Source organism: Labrenzia sp. THAF82, assembly GCF_009363435.1.
GTDB classification, from domain to species: domain Bacteria; phylum Pseudomonadota; class Alphaproteobacteria; order Rhizobiales; family Stappiaceae; genus Roseibium; species Roseibium porphyridii.
Window position 1 is genome coordinate 3,767,170 of record NZ_CP045354.1, and the last position, 16,336, is coordinate 3,783,505.

Annotated in this window: 14 protein-coding genes; 7 read left to right on the top strand and 7 right to left on the bottom strand. The window is 54.8% G+C overall.

The window, feature by feature from the left end; genetic code table 11:
* Nucleotides 1–19: 19 nt before the first annotated feature.
* From FIV00_RS17395 to FIV00_RS17425, 7 genes are all read left to right on the top strand, one after another.
* Nucleotides 20–823 carry a GntR family transcriptional regulator gene (locus FIV00_RS17395; RefSeq protein ID WP_152501932.1) on the top strand — a complete coding sequence of 268 codons (804 nt, stop codon included), beginning with the start codon at nucleotides 20–22 and terminating at the stop codon, nucleotides 821–823.
* Nucleotides 820–2,226, top strand: coding sequence for a 3-isopropylmalate dehydratase large subunit (leuC, locus tag FIV00_RS17400; protein ID WP_152501933.1), 1,407 nt, complete (start codon nucleotides 820–822; stop codon nucleotides 2,224–2,226). Before FIV00_RS17395 ends, leuC begins: the two co-directional genes overlap by 4 nt.
* Complete coding sequence (gene leuD / locus FIV00_RS17405; protein ID WP_152501934.1) at nucleotides 2,223–2,846, top strand: 3-isopropylmalate dehydratase small subunit; 624 nt, start codon at nucleotides 2,223–2,225, stop codon at nucleotides 2,844–2,846. The genes leuC and leuD overlap by 4 nt, the downstream gene beginning before the upstream one ends.
* Nucleotides 2,847–2,930: 84 nt before the next feature.
* Complete coding sequence (dctP, locus tag FIV00_RS17410) at nucleotides 2,931–3,944, top strand: TRAP transporter substrate-binding protein DctP (RefSeq protein WP_152501935.1); 1,014 nt, start codon at nucleotides 2,931–2,933, stop codon at nucleotides 3,942–3,944.
* Nucleotides 3,945–4,003: 59 nt separating this feature from the next.
* A complete protein-coding gene (locus FIV00_RS17415; RefSeq protein WP_152501936.1) occupies nucleotides 4,004–4,510 on the top strand; it encodes a TRAP transporter small permease in 507 nt (168 codons plus the stop codon).
* The gene (locus FIV00_RS17420) at nucleotides 4,510–5,817 is read left to right on the top strand and encodes a TRAP transporter large permease subunit (RefSeq protein WP_152501937.1); all 1,308 of its coding nucleotides are present in this window, start codon (nucleotides 4,510–4,512) and stop codon (nucleotides 5,815–5,817) included. The genes FIV00_RS17415 and FIV00_RS17420 overlap by 1 nt, the downstream gene beginning before the upstream one ends.
* A gap of 345 nt (nucleotides 5,818–6,162) precedes the next feature.
* On the top strand, nucleotides 6,163–7,221 hold the full coding sequence (locus FIV00_RS17425; RefSeq protein ID WP_173006033.1) for a S8 family serine peptidase: 1,059 nt from the start codon (nucleotides 6,163–6,165) through the stop codon (nucleotides 7,219–7,221).
* A gap of 2 nt (nucleotides 7,222–7,223) precedes the next feature.
* Here FIV00_RS17425 and FIV00_RS17430 read toward each other — a convergent pair whose 3' ends face one another.
* From FIV00_RS17430 to FIV00_RS17460, 7 genes are all read right to left on the bottom strand, one after another.
* Entirely contained in the window at nucleotides 7,224–9,275 is a 2,052-nt protein-coding gene (locus FIV00_RS17430) for a trypsin-like peptidase domain-containing protein (protein ID WP_173006034.1), read from the bottom strand.
* Nucleotides 9,276–9,438: 163 nt separating this feature from the next.
* Nucleotides 9,439–11,076, bottom strand: a complete 1,638-nt coding sequence (locus tag FIV00_RS17435; RefSeq protein ID WP_152501940.1) for an NAD(P)-binding protein — start codon at nucleotides 11,074–11,076, stop codon at nucleotides 9,439–9,441.
* Nucleotides 11,073–12,092 carry a thiamine pyrophosphate-dependent enzyme gene (locus tag FIV00_RS17440; RefSeq protein WP_152501941.1) on the bottom strand — a complete coding sequence of 340 codons (1,020 nt, stop codon included), beginning with the start codon at nucleotides 12,090–12,092 and terminating at the stop codon, nucleotides 11,073–11,075. Before FIV00_RS17440 ends, FIV00_RS17435 begins: the two co-directional genes overlap by 4 nt.
* Entirely contained in the window at nucleotides 12,089–13,354 is a 1,266-nt protein-coding gene (porA, locus tag FIV00_RS17445; RefSeq protein ID WP_152501942.1) for a pyruvate ferredoxin oxidoreductase, read from the bottom strand. Before porA ends, FIV00_RS17440 begins: the two co-directional genes overlap by 4 nt.
* Before the next feature lie 11 nt (nucleotides 13,355–13,365).
* Nucleotides 13,366–13,923 (bottom strand): 2-oxoacid:acceptor oxidoreductase family protein, encoded by a 558-nt coding sequence (locus FIV00_RS17450; RefSeq protein ID WP_152501943.1) that lies wholly within the window; start codon nucleotides 13,921–13,923, stop codon nucleotides 13,366–13,368.
* Nucleotides 13,924–14,145: 222 nt separating this feature from the next.
* Nucleotides 14,146–15,297 carry an N-acetylglucosamine-6-phosphate deacetylase gene (nagA, locus tag FIV00_RS17455; protein WP_152501944.1) on the bottom strand — a complete coding sequence of 384 codons (1,152 nt, stop codon included), beginning with the start codon at nucleotides 15,295–15,297 and terminating at the stop codon, nucleotides 14,146–14,148.
* Entirely contained in the window at nucleotides 15,294–16,334 is a 1,041-nt protein-coding gene (locus FIV00_RS17460; RefSeq protein ID WP_152501945.1) for an SIS domain-containing protein, read from the bottom strand. The genes nagA and FIV00_RS17460 overlap by 4 nt, the downstream gene beginning before the upstream one ends.
* Between the last annotated feature and the right edge of the window lie 2 nt (nucleotides 16,335–16,336).

The following is a 16,336-nucleotide window of genomic DNA, read 5'->3' on the forward strand; positions in this document are numbered from 1 at the left end:
GCAAAGAGGACTTTACGGCGTGAATAAACCTGAAAAATCATTGCTTCCAGATGGAGCCAAGGCACGTCAGGTTTACCTCTCCCTGCGCGACCAAATCGCCGACGGCCGTCTTGAAGACGGTGAAAACCTGCCGCCCGAACAAAAGCTTGCTGAGATATATGCCGTATCTCGGGTAACTGTTCGAAGAGCACTCGATGCGTTAGCAGCAGCAGGCCTGATTGTCCGGCGGGCCGGCAGCGGAACAACGGTCAGCACGTCCGGCAAATCGGGAAAGCCGATGGCCATGAACCTGGCAACGCTGATGCCGCAGCTTGTCGAAATGGGGCAATCCACTACGGCGCGCCTGTTGTCTTTTTCATATGGTGCCGCACCGGAATTCGTCGCGAACGCTCTTAGATTGGACCCAAAGGAACAGGTTCAAATAGCAACTCGCGTACGTAGCGCGGACGAGATCCCCTTCTCTCACCTTACGACATATGTGCCGGCCACGATTGCTAGCAACTATTCAGAAAACGATCTTGCCACAACGCCTTTATTCAAACTTCTCGAGTTGAGCGGTGTCCACATCAAGGACGCCCACCAATCTGTGTCGGCAACATTGGCCGGACCCGAGGTTGCCGAGGCACTGGGCATTGCGGTTGGATCGGCTTTGCTATCGCTCCGCCGGGTCGTGCGCGACGTAAATGACAATGGAGTTGAGTTTCTCTCAGGTCTCTACCGCCCGGATATGTTTCGACTTGAAATGCCTCTCACCCGCGTTGGAGAGGAAAGTGCGCGCCATTGGGAACCGGCAATCGGCAAACCATCCGGTGAACAAGCATGACGTTGCCGCGCACGCTTTTAGACAGGCTTTGGGCCACGCATGAAATCGTCTTGCGAGAGGACGGCGCTTCGCTCCTGTGGGTTGATAGGCACCTTGTCCACGAGGGTTCCCATCATGCCTTCAATAAGCTTCGGGTTCGTGAGATTGCTGTTGCCGAACCGGACCTGACATTCGCAGTTGTAGATCACTACGCGCCAACACGTGACCGCCAACGGATATCAAGCCCTCAGATTCAGTACATGATCGAGACACTGCGAAAAAACGCAGGCCGACACTGTTTGAAATTGTTTGACATCGACGATCCACGTCAAGGCATTGTGCACGTCGTTGGACCTGAACAGGGACTGACCCTGCCCGGCCTTCTGATCAATTGTGGCGATAGCCATACGTCCACGCACGGGGCATTCGGTGCGCTCGCATTCGGCATCGGAGCAACTGAAGTCGCTCACGTACTTGCCACGCAAACGATTTGGCAAAAGAAGCCTGCTGTGATGCGCATTTGGATTGATGGCCAGCTTGGCCCTGGCGTGAGCGCAAAAGACCTCGCCCTCAACTGGATTGCTGCTCTTGGTGCGGACGGTGCGCGTGGTCACGCGATCGAATATGGTGGCAGCGCCATTCGCGACCTGACAATGGAAGGGCGCATGACCCTATGCAACCTCTCCATTGAGGGAGGCGCAAGGCTCGGTCTGATCGCACCAGACCAGACAACATTCGATTATGTTGAAGGACGGCCTTTCGCGCCTACCGGCGCAGAATGGGAAGCGGCTGTTGAGGCCTGGAGCGAGCTCCGCTCCGATGACGACGCTCATTTTGACAAAGAAGTCCATCTGAGCGGCGATGACATAGCACCGACAGTCACCTGGGGTACCAGTCCGGACCAAGCTATTCCCGTGACAGCGGCGATACCGGATCCGAAATCGCTTGTGAACGGCAAGGCACAGTCTGTCGAAGATGCGCTTGACTACATGCAGCTGTCTGCAGGTCGCCCGATCGAGGGCACGCCGATCGATCAGGTTTTTGTTGGCTCCTGCACAAATGGGCGCATTGAGGATTTGCGCATTGCAGCTGCCGTCCTTGCAGGTCGAACAGCCAAGGTGCCAGGGCTCATCTCTCCAGGGTCTGCACAGGTCAAGACACAAGCGGAACAGGAAGGCCTGGACAAGGTTTTCATCGACGCCGGACTTGAATGGGCTTCACCTGGATGTTCGATGTGTGTCGGTATGAATGGAGATCTTGTCCAACCTGGCAAAAGGTGTGCTTCGTCCACCAATCGCAACTTTCGCGGACGCCAGGGACCTGGTTCACTGACGCATCTGATGTCGCCTGCAATGGTGGCCGCTGCGGCTGTAACAGGAGAAATCACCGACGTTCGACCACTCTTGAAGGGGCGGTTGATATGACCTCAGGGTGGACGCAACACGAAGGCCACGCGATTGTTTTGCCGGCTCACAATGTCGATACGGACCAGTTGATTCCATCCAGGTTCATGTCGACACCGCGCGATGAAGGCTATGGTAAGTTCCTGCTGCATGATCTTCGCCGGGATGCCGATGGCAACGAACACCCACATTTCCCGCTGAACCGTTTCCGAAACGCCAGCATACTTGTTGCCGGGCGCAACTTTGGCAGTGGGTCGTCCCGCGAGGCTGCTGTTTACGCTTTGGTTGATGCCGGAATCCGAGCGGTATTCGCACCGAGTTTTGGTGACATATTCTCTAGCAACGCAATCAACAACGGGATGCTGCCCGCGCAAATATCTCCAGCGGACCACATCACATTAATTGGCTTATTGAATGAGACTTCAATGCGCGCGCAGATTTGCCTGGAGGAAAGTCACATCAGCATTGGTGACTGCAGAATAGGTTTTGAACTCGACCAGACCTGGCGGACAAAACTGATCAATGGCTGGGACGACATTGATCTGACCTTGCAGCGCAGCCAAGACATTAAAAAACATAAGAAAAATCTTGAGCAATCGACGCCGTGGATCCTTCCCACGGCAAATCGACAACGATGTTGAAGCAACCAACAACCTAAGCATCAGGGCATTGCCTGAGAACCAGAGGGATAAGGCATAAAGCCAACCCTAAAGTGGAGTGAGACTATGAAAAGACTAATACTTGCCGGTCTTGTCGCCGGCTCGGCTCTGTTCTCTGCCTCAGCACTGGCGGAAGACAAAATCACAGCAGTTCACGCATTTCCAGAAACGCTGATCTACACCAAAAGCTTCCTGTCCTTCGTGGACAAAGTGAACGAAGCCGGAAAGGGTGTGGTGCAAATTGAAGTCCGTGGGGGTCCTGAGGCCATCGGTATGTTCCAGCAGCCTGACGCGGTTCGCGATGGTATTGTGGACATGGTCTATACGCCTGGTTCGTTTTATGGCGGAGCACTTCCCGAAAAAGATGCCATGGTCGCGTCCAACCTGACCGCAGTCGAAACCCGTGAAAACGGCGGCATTGAGCTTATCGATCAGATCCATCAGGAAAAGATGGGATTGAAGTACCTTGGCTGGTTCGACAGTGGGGTCTGCTACAATCTTTGGACCAGAGACGAGCCAACCTTTGACAAGGACGGCAACCTTGAAGTTGAAGGCCTGAAACTGCGCGGCAACAACGTCTACAATGCGTTCTTTACAAACTACCTCGGCGCACAGGTTATCGATCTCCCAACTGGTGAAGTCTATTCCGCCCTTCAGCGCGGCGTTGTTGATGCAACTGGCTGGACCCAGATCGGTCTCATCGACCTGAAATGGAACGAGTTCCTGAACTATCGCATCGAGCCCTGCTTTTTCTCCACAGACCTTGGCGTCATCGTCAATCTTGAGAAGTGGAACTCTCTTTCCGATGAATCCAAAAAGATCCTTCAGGACGTCGCCATCCAGCACGAAAAGGATAGCGTTGAAGCCCTTCGCGCCAAACGCGATGAAGACTTTGCTGCTCTCGATGCTGCGGGCATGACAGCTATCTCCCTGGAAGGAGAAGCCAAGGCCAATTACCTCGCCGCCGCGCGTGAAAAGACCTGGGAGCGGATGAAGGGCCTGATGGCAGAACAGCCAGGTGGCACCGGAAACTATGACCGGTTGATCGAACTGTTCTACGATCTGAATTCGGCCAAATAAGTGAATAGCAGGCCCGCTTAGCAGCGGGCCTGCTCATCTGGCATCCAGGTTTTTTTTTTATGAGCGGTCTTATTAGGTCTTACAGGTTATTGATCAATGCCATGGCCTTTGTCGCCGGAGCCACGCTTGTTTGGCTGATGGTATCGGTCGTGGTTTCGGTTCTGATGCGCAATCTTGGCCTTCAACCCTTCGCCTGGCTTTTCACCTCTTCTGAATATGGACTGCTCTACATGACCATGCTTGGTGCACCCTGGTTGGTACGCGAAAAGGGGCATGTTCACATTGAGCTGGTCACCTCAATCTTGCCTGAAACGTCCCGCCGTGTTGTCAGTCGGTTGGTCGCATTTGCGTGTGTGGTTGTGTGCATCATTCTAGCCTGGAAGGGGCTGGAACTGTTTTTGAAAAATATTGAACGCGGTGACTATGACACCCGCGCCTATTACTATCCACGATGGCTGCTGACAGTCGCGTTCCCCGTAAGCTTCGGCTTGATGGCAATTGAATTCTTCCGCTTTGTAACGGGCTCCGATCTCATGCACACCGGCGAAGCGGGGATCCACGAATAATGGAATGGTACGAAGCGCTGGCCCTGCTGATCGGGGTAATCGTATTACTCATGGCCATGGGCATGCCGGTTGCGCTGGCGTTTCTCGCCGCGAACATCATCGGCGCCTGGGTGTTCATGGGTGGTGAACGCGGCATCGGGCAGTTGCTCAACAATGGCCTTGGTTCACTGACGAAATTCGCCCTTGTTCCGATCCCTTTGTTTCTGCTTATGGGAGAAATCTTTTTTCATACGGGCCTTGGCGGGCGCATGTTCAATGCGATCGACCGACTGCTGGGTCGCCTTTCCGGCCGGCTGAGCTATGTTACCGTCCTGGGAGGGACGGCTTTCTCGACATTGTCCGGATCGTCGATGGGCTCAACTGCTCTGCTCGGCTCACTTATGGTGCCGGAGATGAACAGGCGTGGATACAAGCCTCACATGAGCATCGGCCCAATCCTGGGAACGGGTGGCCTTGCAATCATCATCCCGCCTTCTGCACTTGCAGTTCTACTGGCCACACTGGCGCAAATTGACGTTGGAGCGTTGCTGATCGCCGGTGTGATACCCGGGTTGATCCTGGCGTTTTTCTATATCGGCACGATCTGGCTTCAAACGCGATTGGATCCGAACGCGGCCCCTGCTTACGACGTTGAACCACTGTCTTTCATGAGTAAGGTCACACTGCTTCTGCGCGAAGTCGTGCCAATGGTTGGCGTTATGGTCGTCATCATCATCTTGATGATCAACGGTTTCGTGACACCTTCCGAAGCGGCCGCCTTCGGCGCGCTCGGCGTGATTATCCTTGCAGCCGTTTTCAGGTGCCTGACTTGGGAGGCGATGCGCAAGTCCGTGACAGGTGCTTTGAAAGTAACGCTGATGGCCTATCTGATTGTTTTTGGATCTGCGACATTCAGCCAGCTTCTCGCCTTTTCCGGTGCTTCGCGCGGATTGGTCAATTGGGCTATTTCCTTTGAGTTGGCACCAATCGCCATGCTTATGGTCATGTTTGCGGTGCTGTTGCTTCTCGGCATGTTCATGGAACAGATTTCCATCATGCTCTTGACCGTGCCGATATTCTTTCCTCTGGCAATGAACCTTGGCTTTGACCCGATATGGTTTGGCCTGATCATGCTGTTGGCGCTTGAGATCAGTTTTACAACACCCCCGTTCGGGCTGTTGCTGTTTGTTATGAAGGGCGTTGCGCCACCTGGAACGAGCATGCGCACGATTTACACATCCGCCTTTCCGTTTATCGGTTGCTCGCTGTTGCTCGTGGTTCTTCTCGTCGTTTTTCCTGAACTCGCACTTTGGTTGCCCGGCCTTTAGACGAGCACCGAGCAACGCTAGTTTGATAGCGTAGCCTGCTGATCTATTTTGTGACGTTAGATGTTCAATACCCAAGGACCCAGCGTGAAACTCGGGCAAGACATGAATGGAGTTTGCTTAAGGGTCGTTGGGTTCCCGATAATCTTGCTTTTGTTCTTTTGCTCAACGGTCATTGCACAAACAGTTAGAGAGTCCGATCTCAAGCCTGTTGATTGGGTTCAACAAGCCGTTGCGGAGGTCTGCGGCAATCCGCAATTGAGCGGCTTGGACATTCAGGAACTTGTGCCGCAAAGCTGGCTGTTGGAAGAAAAACGACAGCCAAACAGCCAATCCCCAGTACGAATAATGATCCGTTTGGCTTTACCGGAAGGCGATGAGCTTCAACTGGAGGCTCGTTTGGTGAATGGGCAAACCCGACAGTTTCGTGCAAGCTACTTTGAAGCAGCGGGCCCTAAGCTGCAGGCTCACTTGCTTGCAATTGCTGACGGCAATTGCGTCATCCAATCAGGGCGCGTAATTCGTCATGGTACGAGCCCATGGATCTTTCTCGATCAGCTGGATGGTGATCTTGAAACACTGAGATGGAGTGAAACGCTTCAGGCACCCTGGCCTTCAGGGTCTGATACCGGTGGTGTGCGGGTTGCACTTGTCGATTCAGGACTGGCCTATGACCTGCCCTTGTTCCGTGAGCGGCTTGCTCGCGATTTAAACGGTGTTCCGCTCGGGTACGATTTTTGGGACCTCGATCCCTGGCCATATGACGGAGACACTTCAAGGGGTGCCTTCTTGCCGATCCGCCACGGCACTGCCGTTGCCTCGATCCTGGCCCGCGAAGCACCTGACGCAACGCTGGTGCCATTTCGGTATCCAAGGCCGGACATGAGCCGTATGGCTGATATCGTACAGAAAGCCGCGGAAGACGGGGTCAGAATTTTGGCTATGCCCCTCGGGAGCAACAATCTGGACGACTGGACAGCCTTTTCCGACTCTATGAAAGACAAGAACATACTTGCCATCGTGTCGGCCGGAAACAACGGGAGAAACATCGACCAGGAGCCAGTTTATCCAGCCGCACTCCCGCTTGAAAACATCATTACCGTTACGTCGGCGGACAACTTTGGGCGTTTGGCGTCCGGTTCAAACTGGGGTCGCAACACCGTCGATATCATGCTGCCAGCCGAGAACCTGACAGTGACAGACTTTCGCGGTGCGTCTGGCGTTACATCCGGGTCGAGCTATGCTGTCCCGAGACTTGCCGCTCTGGCCGCAAGACTGCTCCATAAAGATCCCGGATTGTCGGCCAAAGACCTCAAGGCACAGATACTGTCATTTGCCACACCTTCACCGTTTGAAGCCCGGGACGTTGTGTCTGCCGGGTGGATACCTGATCCGACACTAGACTGAGATCAGCGGCGGGGCGGCGTCGGTGGCGCGTTGTCAATAAACCGCCTTGCTGCCTGTGCCTGTCTTGGGTCCGCCTTCAACAACGCCTGATAGCCCTCCTCAGCCAGTTCCGGTTCATTGCCCCAGACGCCTGACTGAATGGAAAATCTAAGAGCTTGAGGATCATCGGGTGCCAATTCCATCAAACGCCGTGCATGTTCTGTCATATCTTCAAAGCGTCCGGCCAATTGCAGCGACACGAGGAGTGACATTCTTGAGTTGATCGAGTTCGGCACCTGATCGACCGCTTCGCCATGAATGCGAATCGCTTGATCAAAAGCGCCGGTCTGCGCCAGAATCCGCCCCGCTTTCAGCAATTGTCCATGGTTGGAAGATCTTGAGCAGATGTCTGTCACATCAGCCAGAACAGTGTCTTTGACAGATTGAGTGGCTGCACTCTCCATCGCCTCTTCACATGCCACAAAGTCAACGCCCAGGCTTTCGGTCAAACGAATTGCATCCTTATCGTCCCGAAGCACCAGAAGTTCACGAACATCTGCCACTGGAATGGCTTCAAAGCGTCCATCTCCACCACCCACGGCAATTCCGGCCAAAGCACCGTTTTCGGTTACAAGAGCGCCCCCGCTCACACCAGGCTGCATATGAGCGCCAACGTGAAGTCGGCCCAATTGTGCGCTTTTCTCCGGTAAGGCGATGAGATCTCCAGGATCGAAGACCCGCACTTCTCGTCGGGCGATGTCGGCACCGATCACGCGGTATCGGTCTGAGGTGCCTGTTGCAACGTCGAGTTCGGGAATGACGCCCGTATCCGGAAGGTTCTCTACTTCCAGCAGGACAAGATCACCTTGGTAAGAAGAAGGGACCAGCCGGGCTTTCAACGGACCATTCGGAGTGTGAACCGTTGCCTCAATTTGATCCCCGACCACATGCCGATTGGTCACCAAAAGATCTTCAGCGATACGCGTCGCACTGCCGACCGGGTCAAAACTTGAGATCGGAAACACCGCCTGTCTCAACTGACAAATTTCGGCGGGATGCGGACAGTCTGTTTCCAGCGAAGTCACTGCTTTAACGTTGGCAGACTTTGACGGTTCAGAGACCGCGAACGAAAGTGTCGCAAGCAGATTATCATCGCCGCGGCGATACAGCACCTGGACTTCTTTTTGCGCCTTGGAAATCAGGGCAAGGGCCGTCTTCGCATCGCGCGGTGTTCGGACCCTGCGACCGCCCACTTCAAGGATCAAATCGCCAACTCTTATCCCGGCTGATCCGGCCATTCCATCCGACTGAACAGCGCGAACGACTGGCGCGGCAACCAGCGCAACGGCGGAGCGGTCTGCTCTCGTGAGCTGCCAGCCCGCATCCAGATACTCAACTTCTCCTTGATCCAGCAACGCATCGGCAACACGTATCAACAGCTCTGTTGAAACGGCAAAATTGACGCCGATATTTGTGTCGGAACCCGAAGCGAAAATCGCTGACATCATTCCGACCAGCCTTCCTTCTGCGTCCACGAGCGCACCTCCGGAAGAGCCGGGATTCGCAGCCGCATCGGTTTGCACGAAATCCTCGATTTCATTGAAACCGGCATTGCTGACACTCTTGGCCGAGACAACACCGCAGGTGAGTGACAGCCCCAGACCGAAGGCGTTGCCGATAGCGCAAACGGGTTGGACCAAGTTGGGTGGTGGCGCGATTGCGATTGGTTGCAGTGTTTCTTCGACCTTCAGAAGCGCAATGTCAGTGGCGGCATCATGTGCCAAAAGACGCGCAGGAATTATGCGACCGTCATGCAATCGGACATCTATGCGGCGGGCTGGTTCCACAACATGCCAGGCTGTAGCAATCACACCCTCACGCAGCACCACCCCACTGCCTTCGGGGGCCTGGCCGGGACGAGCGCCCTGTCCGCCCCGTTCGTGTCCAGGCCACACCGGCAGCACCGACACCACATGCGCGAGAGCTCCTTCAGGCGACGCTTTTGCCTGGCCGGTCATGAGCCCGAAAAAGCTCAGAACCAAACAGAAAACCGCATGAGAAAAACAACGTGGCATCGGCATGCTCCGGGGGTGTTACACGGCGGAAATGTCCCGCACGGCTAAGAGGGAGCAACCTTAGCACCTTGTGCGCAAAACCCAATCCGCAGCGACACTGGCAAGCCGATAGCGTTGATTGCCTTCCAGTCCACGTGCACGCTTCGTTGCAATTGTCGAAGATCTAACTGCCTTCCTGTACCATCTTGATGGCCCCGCATGGGCACTCCAAGGCACACATGCCGCAGCCCTTGCAATAGTCGTAGTTGAATTCAAACCGATTGCCAGGCCCGAGTTTTGCGACCGCGTTGTCCGGGCAAATGCCGTAACAATTGTCACACTCAAAACAATTGCCGCAAGACAGACAGCGCCGTGCCTCGTAAAGCGCGTTGTCTTCGGTCAGACCTTTGAGAACTTCTTCAAATCCGGTTTGCCTGCGAACGGGATCAAGCTGTTCCTGTTTGCTTTGCGGAGCATCGTCATAGTACCAGGGATTGATGTTTTCAAATGCTGCCAGCTCGGGTTTCAAAGGTGGTTCGTATGCCTTCCCACGAAGCCAAGCGTCGATATTGCGTGCAGCCTTTTTGCCGTGGCCGACGCCAACCGTCACAGTCCGTTCTGCCGGCACCATATCACCGCCCGCAAACAGACCTGCCCGACCTGTCATCATCTGGGCATTGACTGTCACAACACCATCTCTTGCGATCTCGACACCCTCAACTTTCTCCAGAAAGCTGGTATCGACATCCTGGCCGAGCGCCAAAATAAGAGTGTCGGCTTCGATGGTTTCAAATTCGCCTGTCGGTTGAGGTCGTCCGTTTTCGTCGATCTGCATTTTTTCGACTGTGACGCTGGTGCCATCGACCTCTTTGATTGTTCGTAGCCAATGCATCAGAACGCCCTCGTCCTCGGCCTCTGTTGCTTCAAAGTCATGCGCAGGCATTTCCTTGCGAGAACGCCTGTATACGATCATGCTCTCGTCGACGCCTAGGCGCTTGGCAGTTCGAGCGACATCCATCGCGGTGTTACCACCCCCATAGACGATCACGCGTCGTCCCAGTTTCGGGGGCTCGCCACCCGTTTCCATCTCCTTCAATACGCTCACCGCATCCAGGATCTTTCCGGCCGCATGTGCGGGAATATCAATACGCTTTGCCAAATGAGCACCGACAGCCACAAAAACCGCATCAAAGCCTTCGTTCTCGAAAGCCGCTTCGATGTCTTCCACCTTTTTGTTGAGCTCCAGTTGGACGCCGGTATCCAGTATTCGCTGGATCTCATAATCCAGAACATCCCGCGGCAAGCGGTACTTGGGGATCCCGAACCGCATCATTCCACCCGCCATTGGACCGGCTTCCCGGATCGTCACATCATGGCCGAGACGACGCAAATGATAAGCAGCACTCAACCCGCTCGGCCCCGCACCAACAACAAGGACCTTTTTTCCTGTATCAGGTGCCGTGAACCTGGGTGTCCAGCCCTTCTCGAAGGCCATGCGGCCGAGAAACCTTTCAATGGCATGAATTGCGACTGGTTCGTCCAGCTGCCCGCGATTGCACGCGGTTTCACAGGTGTGATAGCAGACTCGTCCCATGACGCCAGGCATCGGGTTGTCTTCCATGATTACCTGGAAGGCTTGCTCATAGTCGCCTTCCTCAGCATGAAACAACCACTTTTGAATGTTCTCGCCCGCCGGGCATGTGTGGTTGCAAGGCGGAAGCCGATCCAGGTAGACGGGGCGCTCGGTTCGCCAGGAACCTGTCTTGTTTGCAAGACTGGTACTGGGATCCAACGTGATGGCAAATGGCAACTCGTGTGTCATGGCGCCGACCTTTCCCCCAAAAGATTGAAACGGTCGATGTTCGCATCGGCCATTTTCTGTATTGCTGCTATTCGATCAACGTCTTCACGATCTTTCTTAAACAGATGTGCGAACCGTTTTTGGAGTTTCAAATAGTCTTCAACCGGCACCTTCTTGCGTATTTTTTGCGTTCTAACGACAGCCCCGTCCTCTGCCTCGAAAAGCGGGAACAATCCACTTTCAACTGCAAGTCTCGCCAGCAGAATTGTATGGTTCGTTGCAGACCCCCAACCAAGCGGGCATGTCACCAGCACATGGATGTATCGGGAGCCGGACATGTTCATGGCGCGTGTCACCTTGGTTTCAAGGTCATGCAGGTCCGCAACGGTGGCGGTTGCCACATAAGGGATGTTGTGCGCCATGGCGATCAAAGGCAGGTTTTTGCCTGTGCCGAATACATTGCCCGGCGCTTCCCCCACAGCAGGCGTCGTCGCTGTTCGTGCAGTTGGCGGTGTCGCTGACGAGCGCTGTACGCCGGTATTCATATAGGCCTGATTGTCGTAACAAATGTAGAGCACATCGTCATTTCGCTCGAACATTCCTGACAGGCAGCCGAAGCCGATATCCGTTGTTCCACCATCTCCGCCCTGCGCAATGACCTTCGTCTGGGCGCGGCCTTTCCGCCGCATGGCTGCCGCGACACCTGTTGCGACTGCAGGCGCATTTCCAAACAGGGAATGAACCCAAGGGATCTGCCAAGAGGTTTCAGGATAAGGTGTCGTGAACACTTCCAGGCACCCGGTGGCATTTACCGCGACCATATTGCCATCGCATGAGCGCATGGCGGCATCCAGTGCAAAACGCGCGCCCAGTGCTTCGCCGCATCCCTGGCAGGCCCGGTGTCCGGACGTAATCGCATTCGAGCGATCAATGGAGGATTGTACGCTTCGCTTGTCCTCATCCATCAAACGATTGCCGACAGTATGCGTCCCGGTCTGATAGAATTTCACCCGTTGCAAGGCCGTATCTTCGCTCATGACGCTTTACTCCGCTCTGCAGCCGGACGATTTTGAATGGCTTTGAGAATTCCTTCAGCCGTCGGCCCGGCGTGTCTCATCTCCGCCGATCGCGCAATTTCCCTGTCAATGACGGCTTGCTCCAGACCGAGGAACGTCACATCTGACAATGATCCGTTCTCAGCTGCGTGCAGCACTTCGGATATACCCTTCATGGTGATCGCCCTGCCTCCAAGGCCGGCGATGACAGTCTGTACGGGAAGTGGAACCTCTCTGAGTGCCATGCGCACGTTTGATGCGAGAACACCTCCAAGGCCGGGAGCCAGGCTCTTTTCGACTACGACGACCCGCTTTGCACCTTTCAAAGCGCTCTTTAATTCTTCAAGTGGAAACGGACGGAACGAACAGATTGAAACCGACCCGACACTCTTACCAGCTTCCCTTTCAGCATCGACGACCTCTTTGATGGTTCCATTGACGGACCCCATTGCCACAAAAATGGTGTCTGCGCCCTCTGTGCGATAGGAATGCAAAAGACCACCGGACTCCCGGCCAAAGACGTCTTTGAAAATGGTTCCGATCTGCGGAATGAGATCGAGCGCCTGCATTTGTTTGCGATGTGCCAGGTAGCGGACTTCCGTAAATGCCTCAGGTCCAACCATGGCACCAATCGAATAGGGATCGGCGGGGTCCAAAACTTGCACGGGTTCATAGCCCGGCAGAAATGCGTCGACTTCTTCTTGGGTTGGAATATCAACGCGTTCATAGGCGTGGGTCAGAATAAACCCGTCCATGCAGACCATCACCGGACAGCTGAGTTCTTCCGCAAGTCTGAATGCCTGAATATGCAGATCAGCAGCTTCCTGATTGGTTTCTGCAAATAGCTGGATCCAACCCGCGTCCTTCATGGACATTGCGTCTGTATGGTCATTCCAGATGTTGATTGGTGCACCTATCGCACGGTTGCCGAGTGTCATGACGATCGGCAAACCTAGACCCGAAGCATTGTAAACGGCTTCCGCCATGAACAGCAGACCCTGGCTTGCGGTCGCTGTATAGGCGCGAGCGCCGGCTGCGGAAGCTCCTATAGCAACGGAAAGCGCAGCAAATTCCGATTCAACATTGATGTATTCGCAATTTTCCAGTTCCCCGGATTTTACAAGCTCTCCAACACCTTCAACAATATGGGTCTGTGGCGTGATCGGATAGGCGCAAACCACTTCCGGACGACAAAGCGCGACGGCCTGTGCCACGGCAGCAGATCCTTCAATCTGTTTGAGCATTTCACCCTCTCCTATCCTACTGCGACGTCGTAGGCCTCGCGTGCGGCAGCGATATTGGCTGCACCGACCTGCCCGGGAAATTTTTGGGAAATTGCCTGTTCGACAGCCGCAATCGACACCTCGCCGCTCATAGCTGCGAGGCTGCCAAGCAATGCTGCGTTGGGAAGCGGCCGGCCGATATGTTTTCGAGCAATCTCGCTGGCGCCGACATCTCGGAAGTGATTGTCCGGAAATTCAGCTGCAAAGTCGTCAATTCCCAGCTCTTCGAAAGTTTGCTGGGAGTTGATCAAGACATAGCCCTGACCGTTGAGCCCTGCGAACAAATCAACAGAGTGAATGAGTGTCGGATCCTGAATAACAAGAGCGTCGGGTTGTGATACCGGTTCGCGCGACCGAATTTCCGTGTTTGCTATTCGACAGTAGGAAACAACGGGTGCTCCCATGCGTTCCGACCCGAAGCTCGGAAAAGCCTGCGCGTGCTTACCCTCTTTGAATGCTGCGATGGACAGGAGTTCGGCGGCGGTAACTACGCCCTGGCCGCCCCGGCCATGAAATCGTACCTGGAACAAGACCTCTCCCCCGATTGGAACATGCTGGCGACAGCTGGTCGTCAGGCAACGCTTGGGAGAGTACAAACGCAGGCGACCGTCAACATTGACATGTCTCAATCGTTTCAAAGGCTGTCGTCTGCAACCCAGAAATGAATGCTGGTTTGAGTTGATTTGGAAGGTCGGCAGACACGCCAAAAGTCAGTCGTCAATGGAGACCACGTGACATAATCTTGACGACCGTCAGTCGTTCAAGGTGTGACCGGAAAGCCAGACGCCGGCAATCCTGAAGTCATCGTCAAGGCATACAAAATCTGCTGGATACCCCACCTTCAACCGTCCAAGGGGGCGGCCAATGATATCAGCCGGGTAGCTGGTCGCCATGGCGAGCGCCGTCTCAACATCTACGCCAACACTCTCAACGAGATTCGCGACAGACGAAGGGAGATCGATGTCTGCGCCTGCCAACGTCCCGTCGGAGAGTGTCAACCTGCCGTCCTGCCTGAAGATTTCACGCCCACCGAGATGAAACGAAGTCACATCAGTGCCGGTTTGAGACATGGCATCTGTTACAAGGAATATCCGGCCCGGTCCGGATTTGGCTTCAAGCGCAATTCTGATTGCAACGGGATCAACATGGACACCGTCGGCTATCAAGCCCGCGCTCAAGCTTCCAAGATCAAGCGCAGCCCCAACAAGCCCAGGTTCGCGATGTTGAAGTGGGCTCATGGCATTAAAAAGATGCGTCACGCAGGCCGCACCAGCATTGGCAGCTGTTGAACACTCTTCATAAGAGGCGCCGCTATGTCCAAGACTGACGTGAATACCGGCACCCGCCAATTGGCTGATCTGCCCTAGAGTTACGGTTTCTGGCGCAACCGTGATCATCAAAGATGGCAATTGACTGGCTGCATAGAGATAGAGATCCATATCTTCATCGTCTATCGGCCTGATCAAGGAAGCGTCATGCGCTCCCTTTCTGCCTGCATAAAGATGAGGGCCTTCCAAATGCAGTCCGTGGAAACCGCGGACACCTTTGGCCCACGCCTCAATTCCGAGCTTGAGCACTCTGCGTGTGGCCTCAGGACTATCGGTAATCAAGGTTGGTGTCAGCGAAGTAGTGCCAAGCTTCAGATGAGCGTGACAGATGCGCGCAATATCTTCCACACAGTCCACGTCGCCCAGCATCAGTCCACCGCCGCCATTGACCTGAAGATCCACAAAACCGGGTCCCAGCGTGCATTCACCAAGGTCAATCTTCGGCTGGTCTGCCTGAAGAGTAACAAGAGGCACAATTGCCTTGACGCACCCACCTTCCACCAGAAGTGCAGCATCTTCGTGGAAGATGTCACCATCAAATATTCTGCTGCTGATGTAGGCAGTTAGTCCAGTCATACTGTCTGCGTCACCTTTTTCAGATGCTTTGGTACATCCGGGTTGAACCCGCGTTGCCGCGAAAACCACTCGATAAATGCATAAAAGGAGACAATCTGAGCAAGTGCGTCGGTGATCGCGTGGTCGGTGGAGACAAACGGAAGTCTGTGCGCGCGCTTAACAAGGTTCGTGGTTGCGTAGACACTGCCCCCTTGAGCCGACATGACATCCGCCGCCTCTGCCAGTCCGGCCTCAGCAGCATCCCTCACCCCGAGCGCCAAAATCGGATACCCACCTTCGACAATCGAAACAGGTCCGTGCATCACTTCTGCCGACGAATAGGCTTCTGCGTGCACCTGGCATGTTTCCTTGAATTTCAAGGCCGCTTCGTTGGCGATCGCAAGCCCTGGGCCGCGCCCGATTACATAGAGCGAACCACGTTTTTCAATCGGTTCTGCCAGTTGCCGCCAATCGATACCAATTGCGTCCTCAAACGCGACAGGCAACTTTGCAAGCGCACTCAGAAGTCTTTCATCTCCCCCAATTTCTGCAAGCAATATCAATCCGGCTACCACGGAATTCACGAAGGTTTTCGTCGCAGCAACACTGCGCTCCGGACCTGCGCCAATGTCCAGCGCTGCACTGGAGAGTTCCGCCAGTTTGCTGTCAGCTGTGTTGGTCAAACCAACTGTGAATGCCCCCTGCTCCTTCGCACTTTGCACCACCGATAGAATGTCCGGGCTTGCACCGGACTGAGAGATCGCAATCACCAGCGCCTGATCAAGCCGAACTTTGCCGCCATAAATCGAAGACACTGACGGTCCAAGCGAAGCCATGGCGAGACCAAGATAGATCTCAGATGCGTATTTCAGGAACGTCGCGGCATGGTCCGAAGACCCCCGCGCCACGCTCGCCAGAAACACGGGTGTGCCAGCGCGCTTCGCTATGTCGCGAATGTGAGCGCGGCCCTCAGTCAGCAATCTGTTCGCAACGTCAGGGATTTCTTCGATCTCCTGCCGCATGTGCGTTTGGGCGGAAGGGTTTAGCAGTTCACTCATTA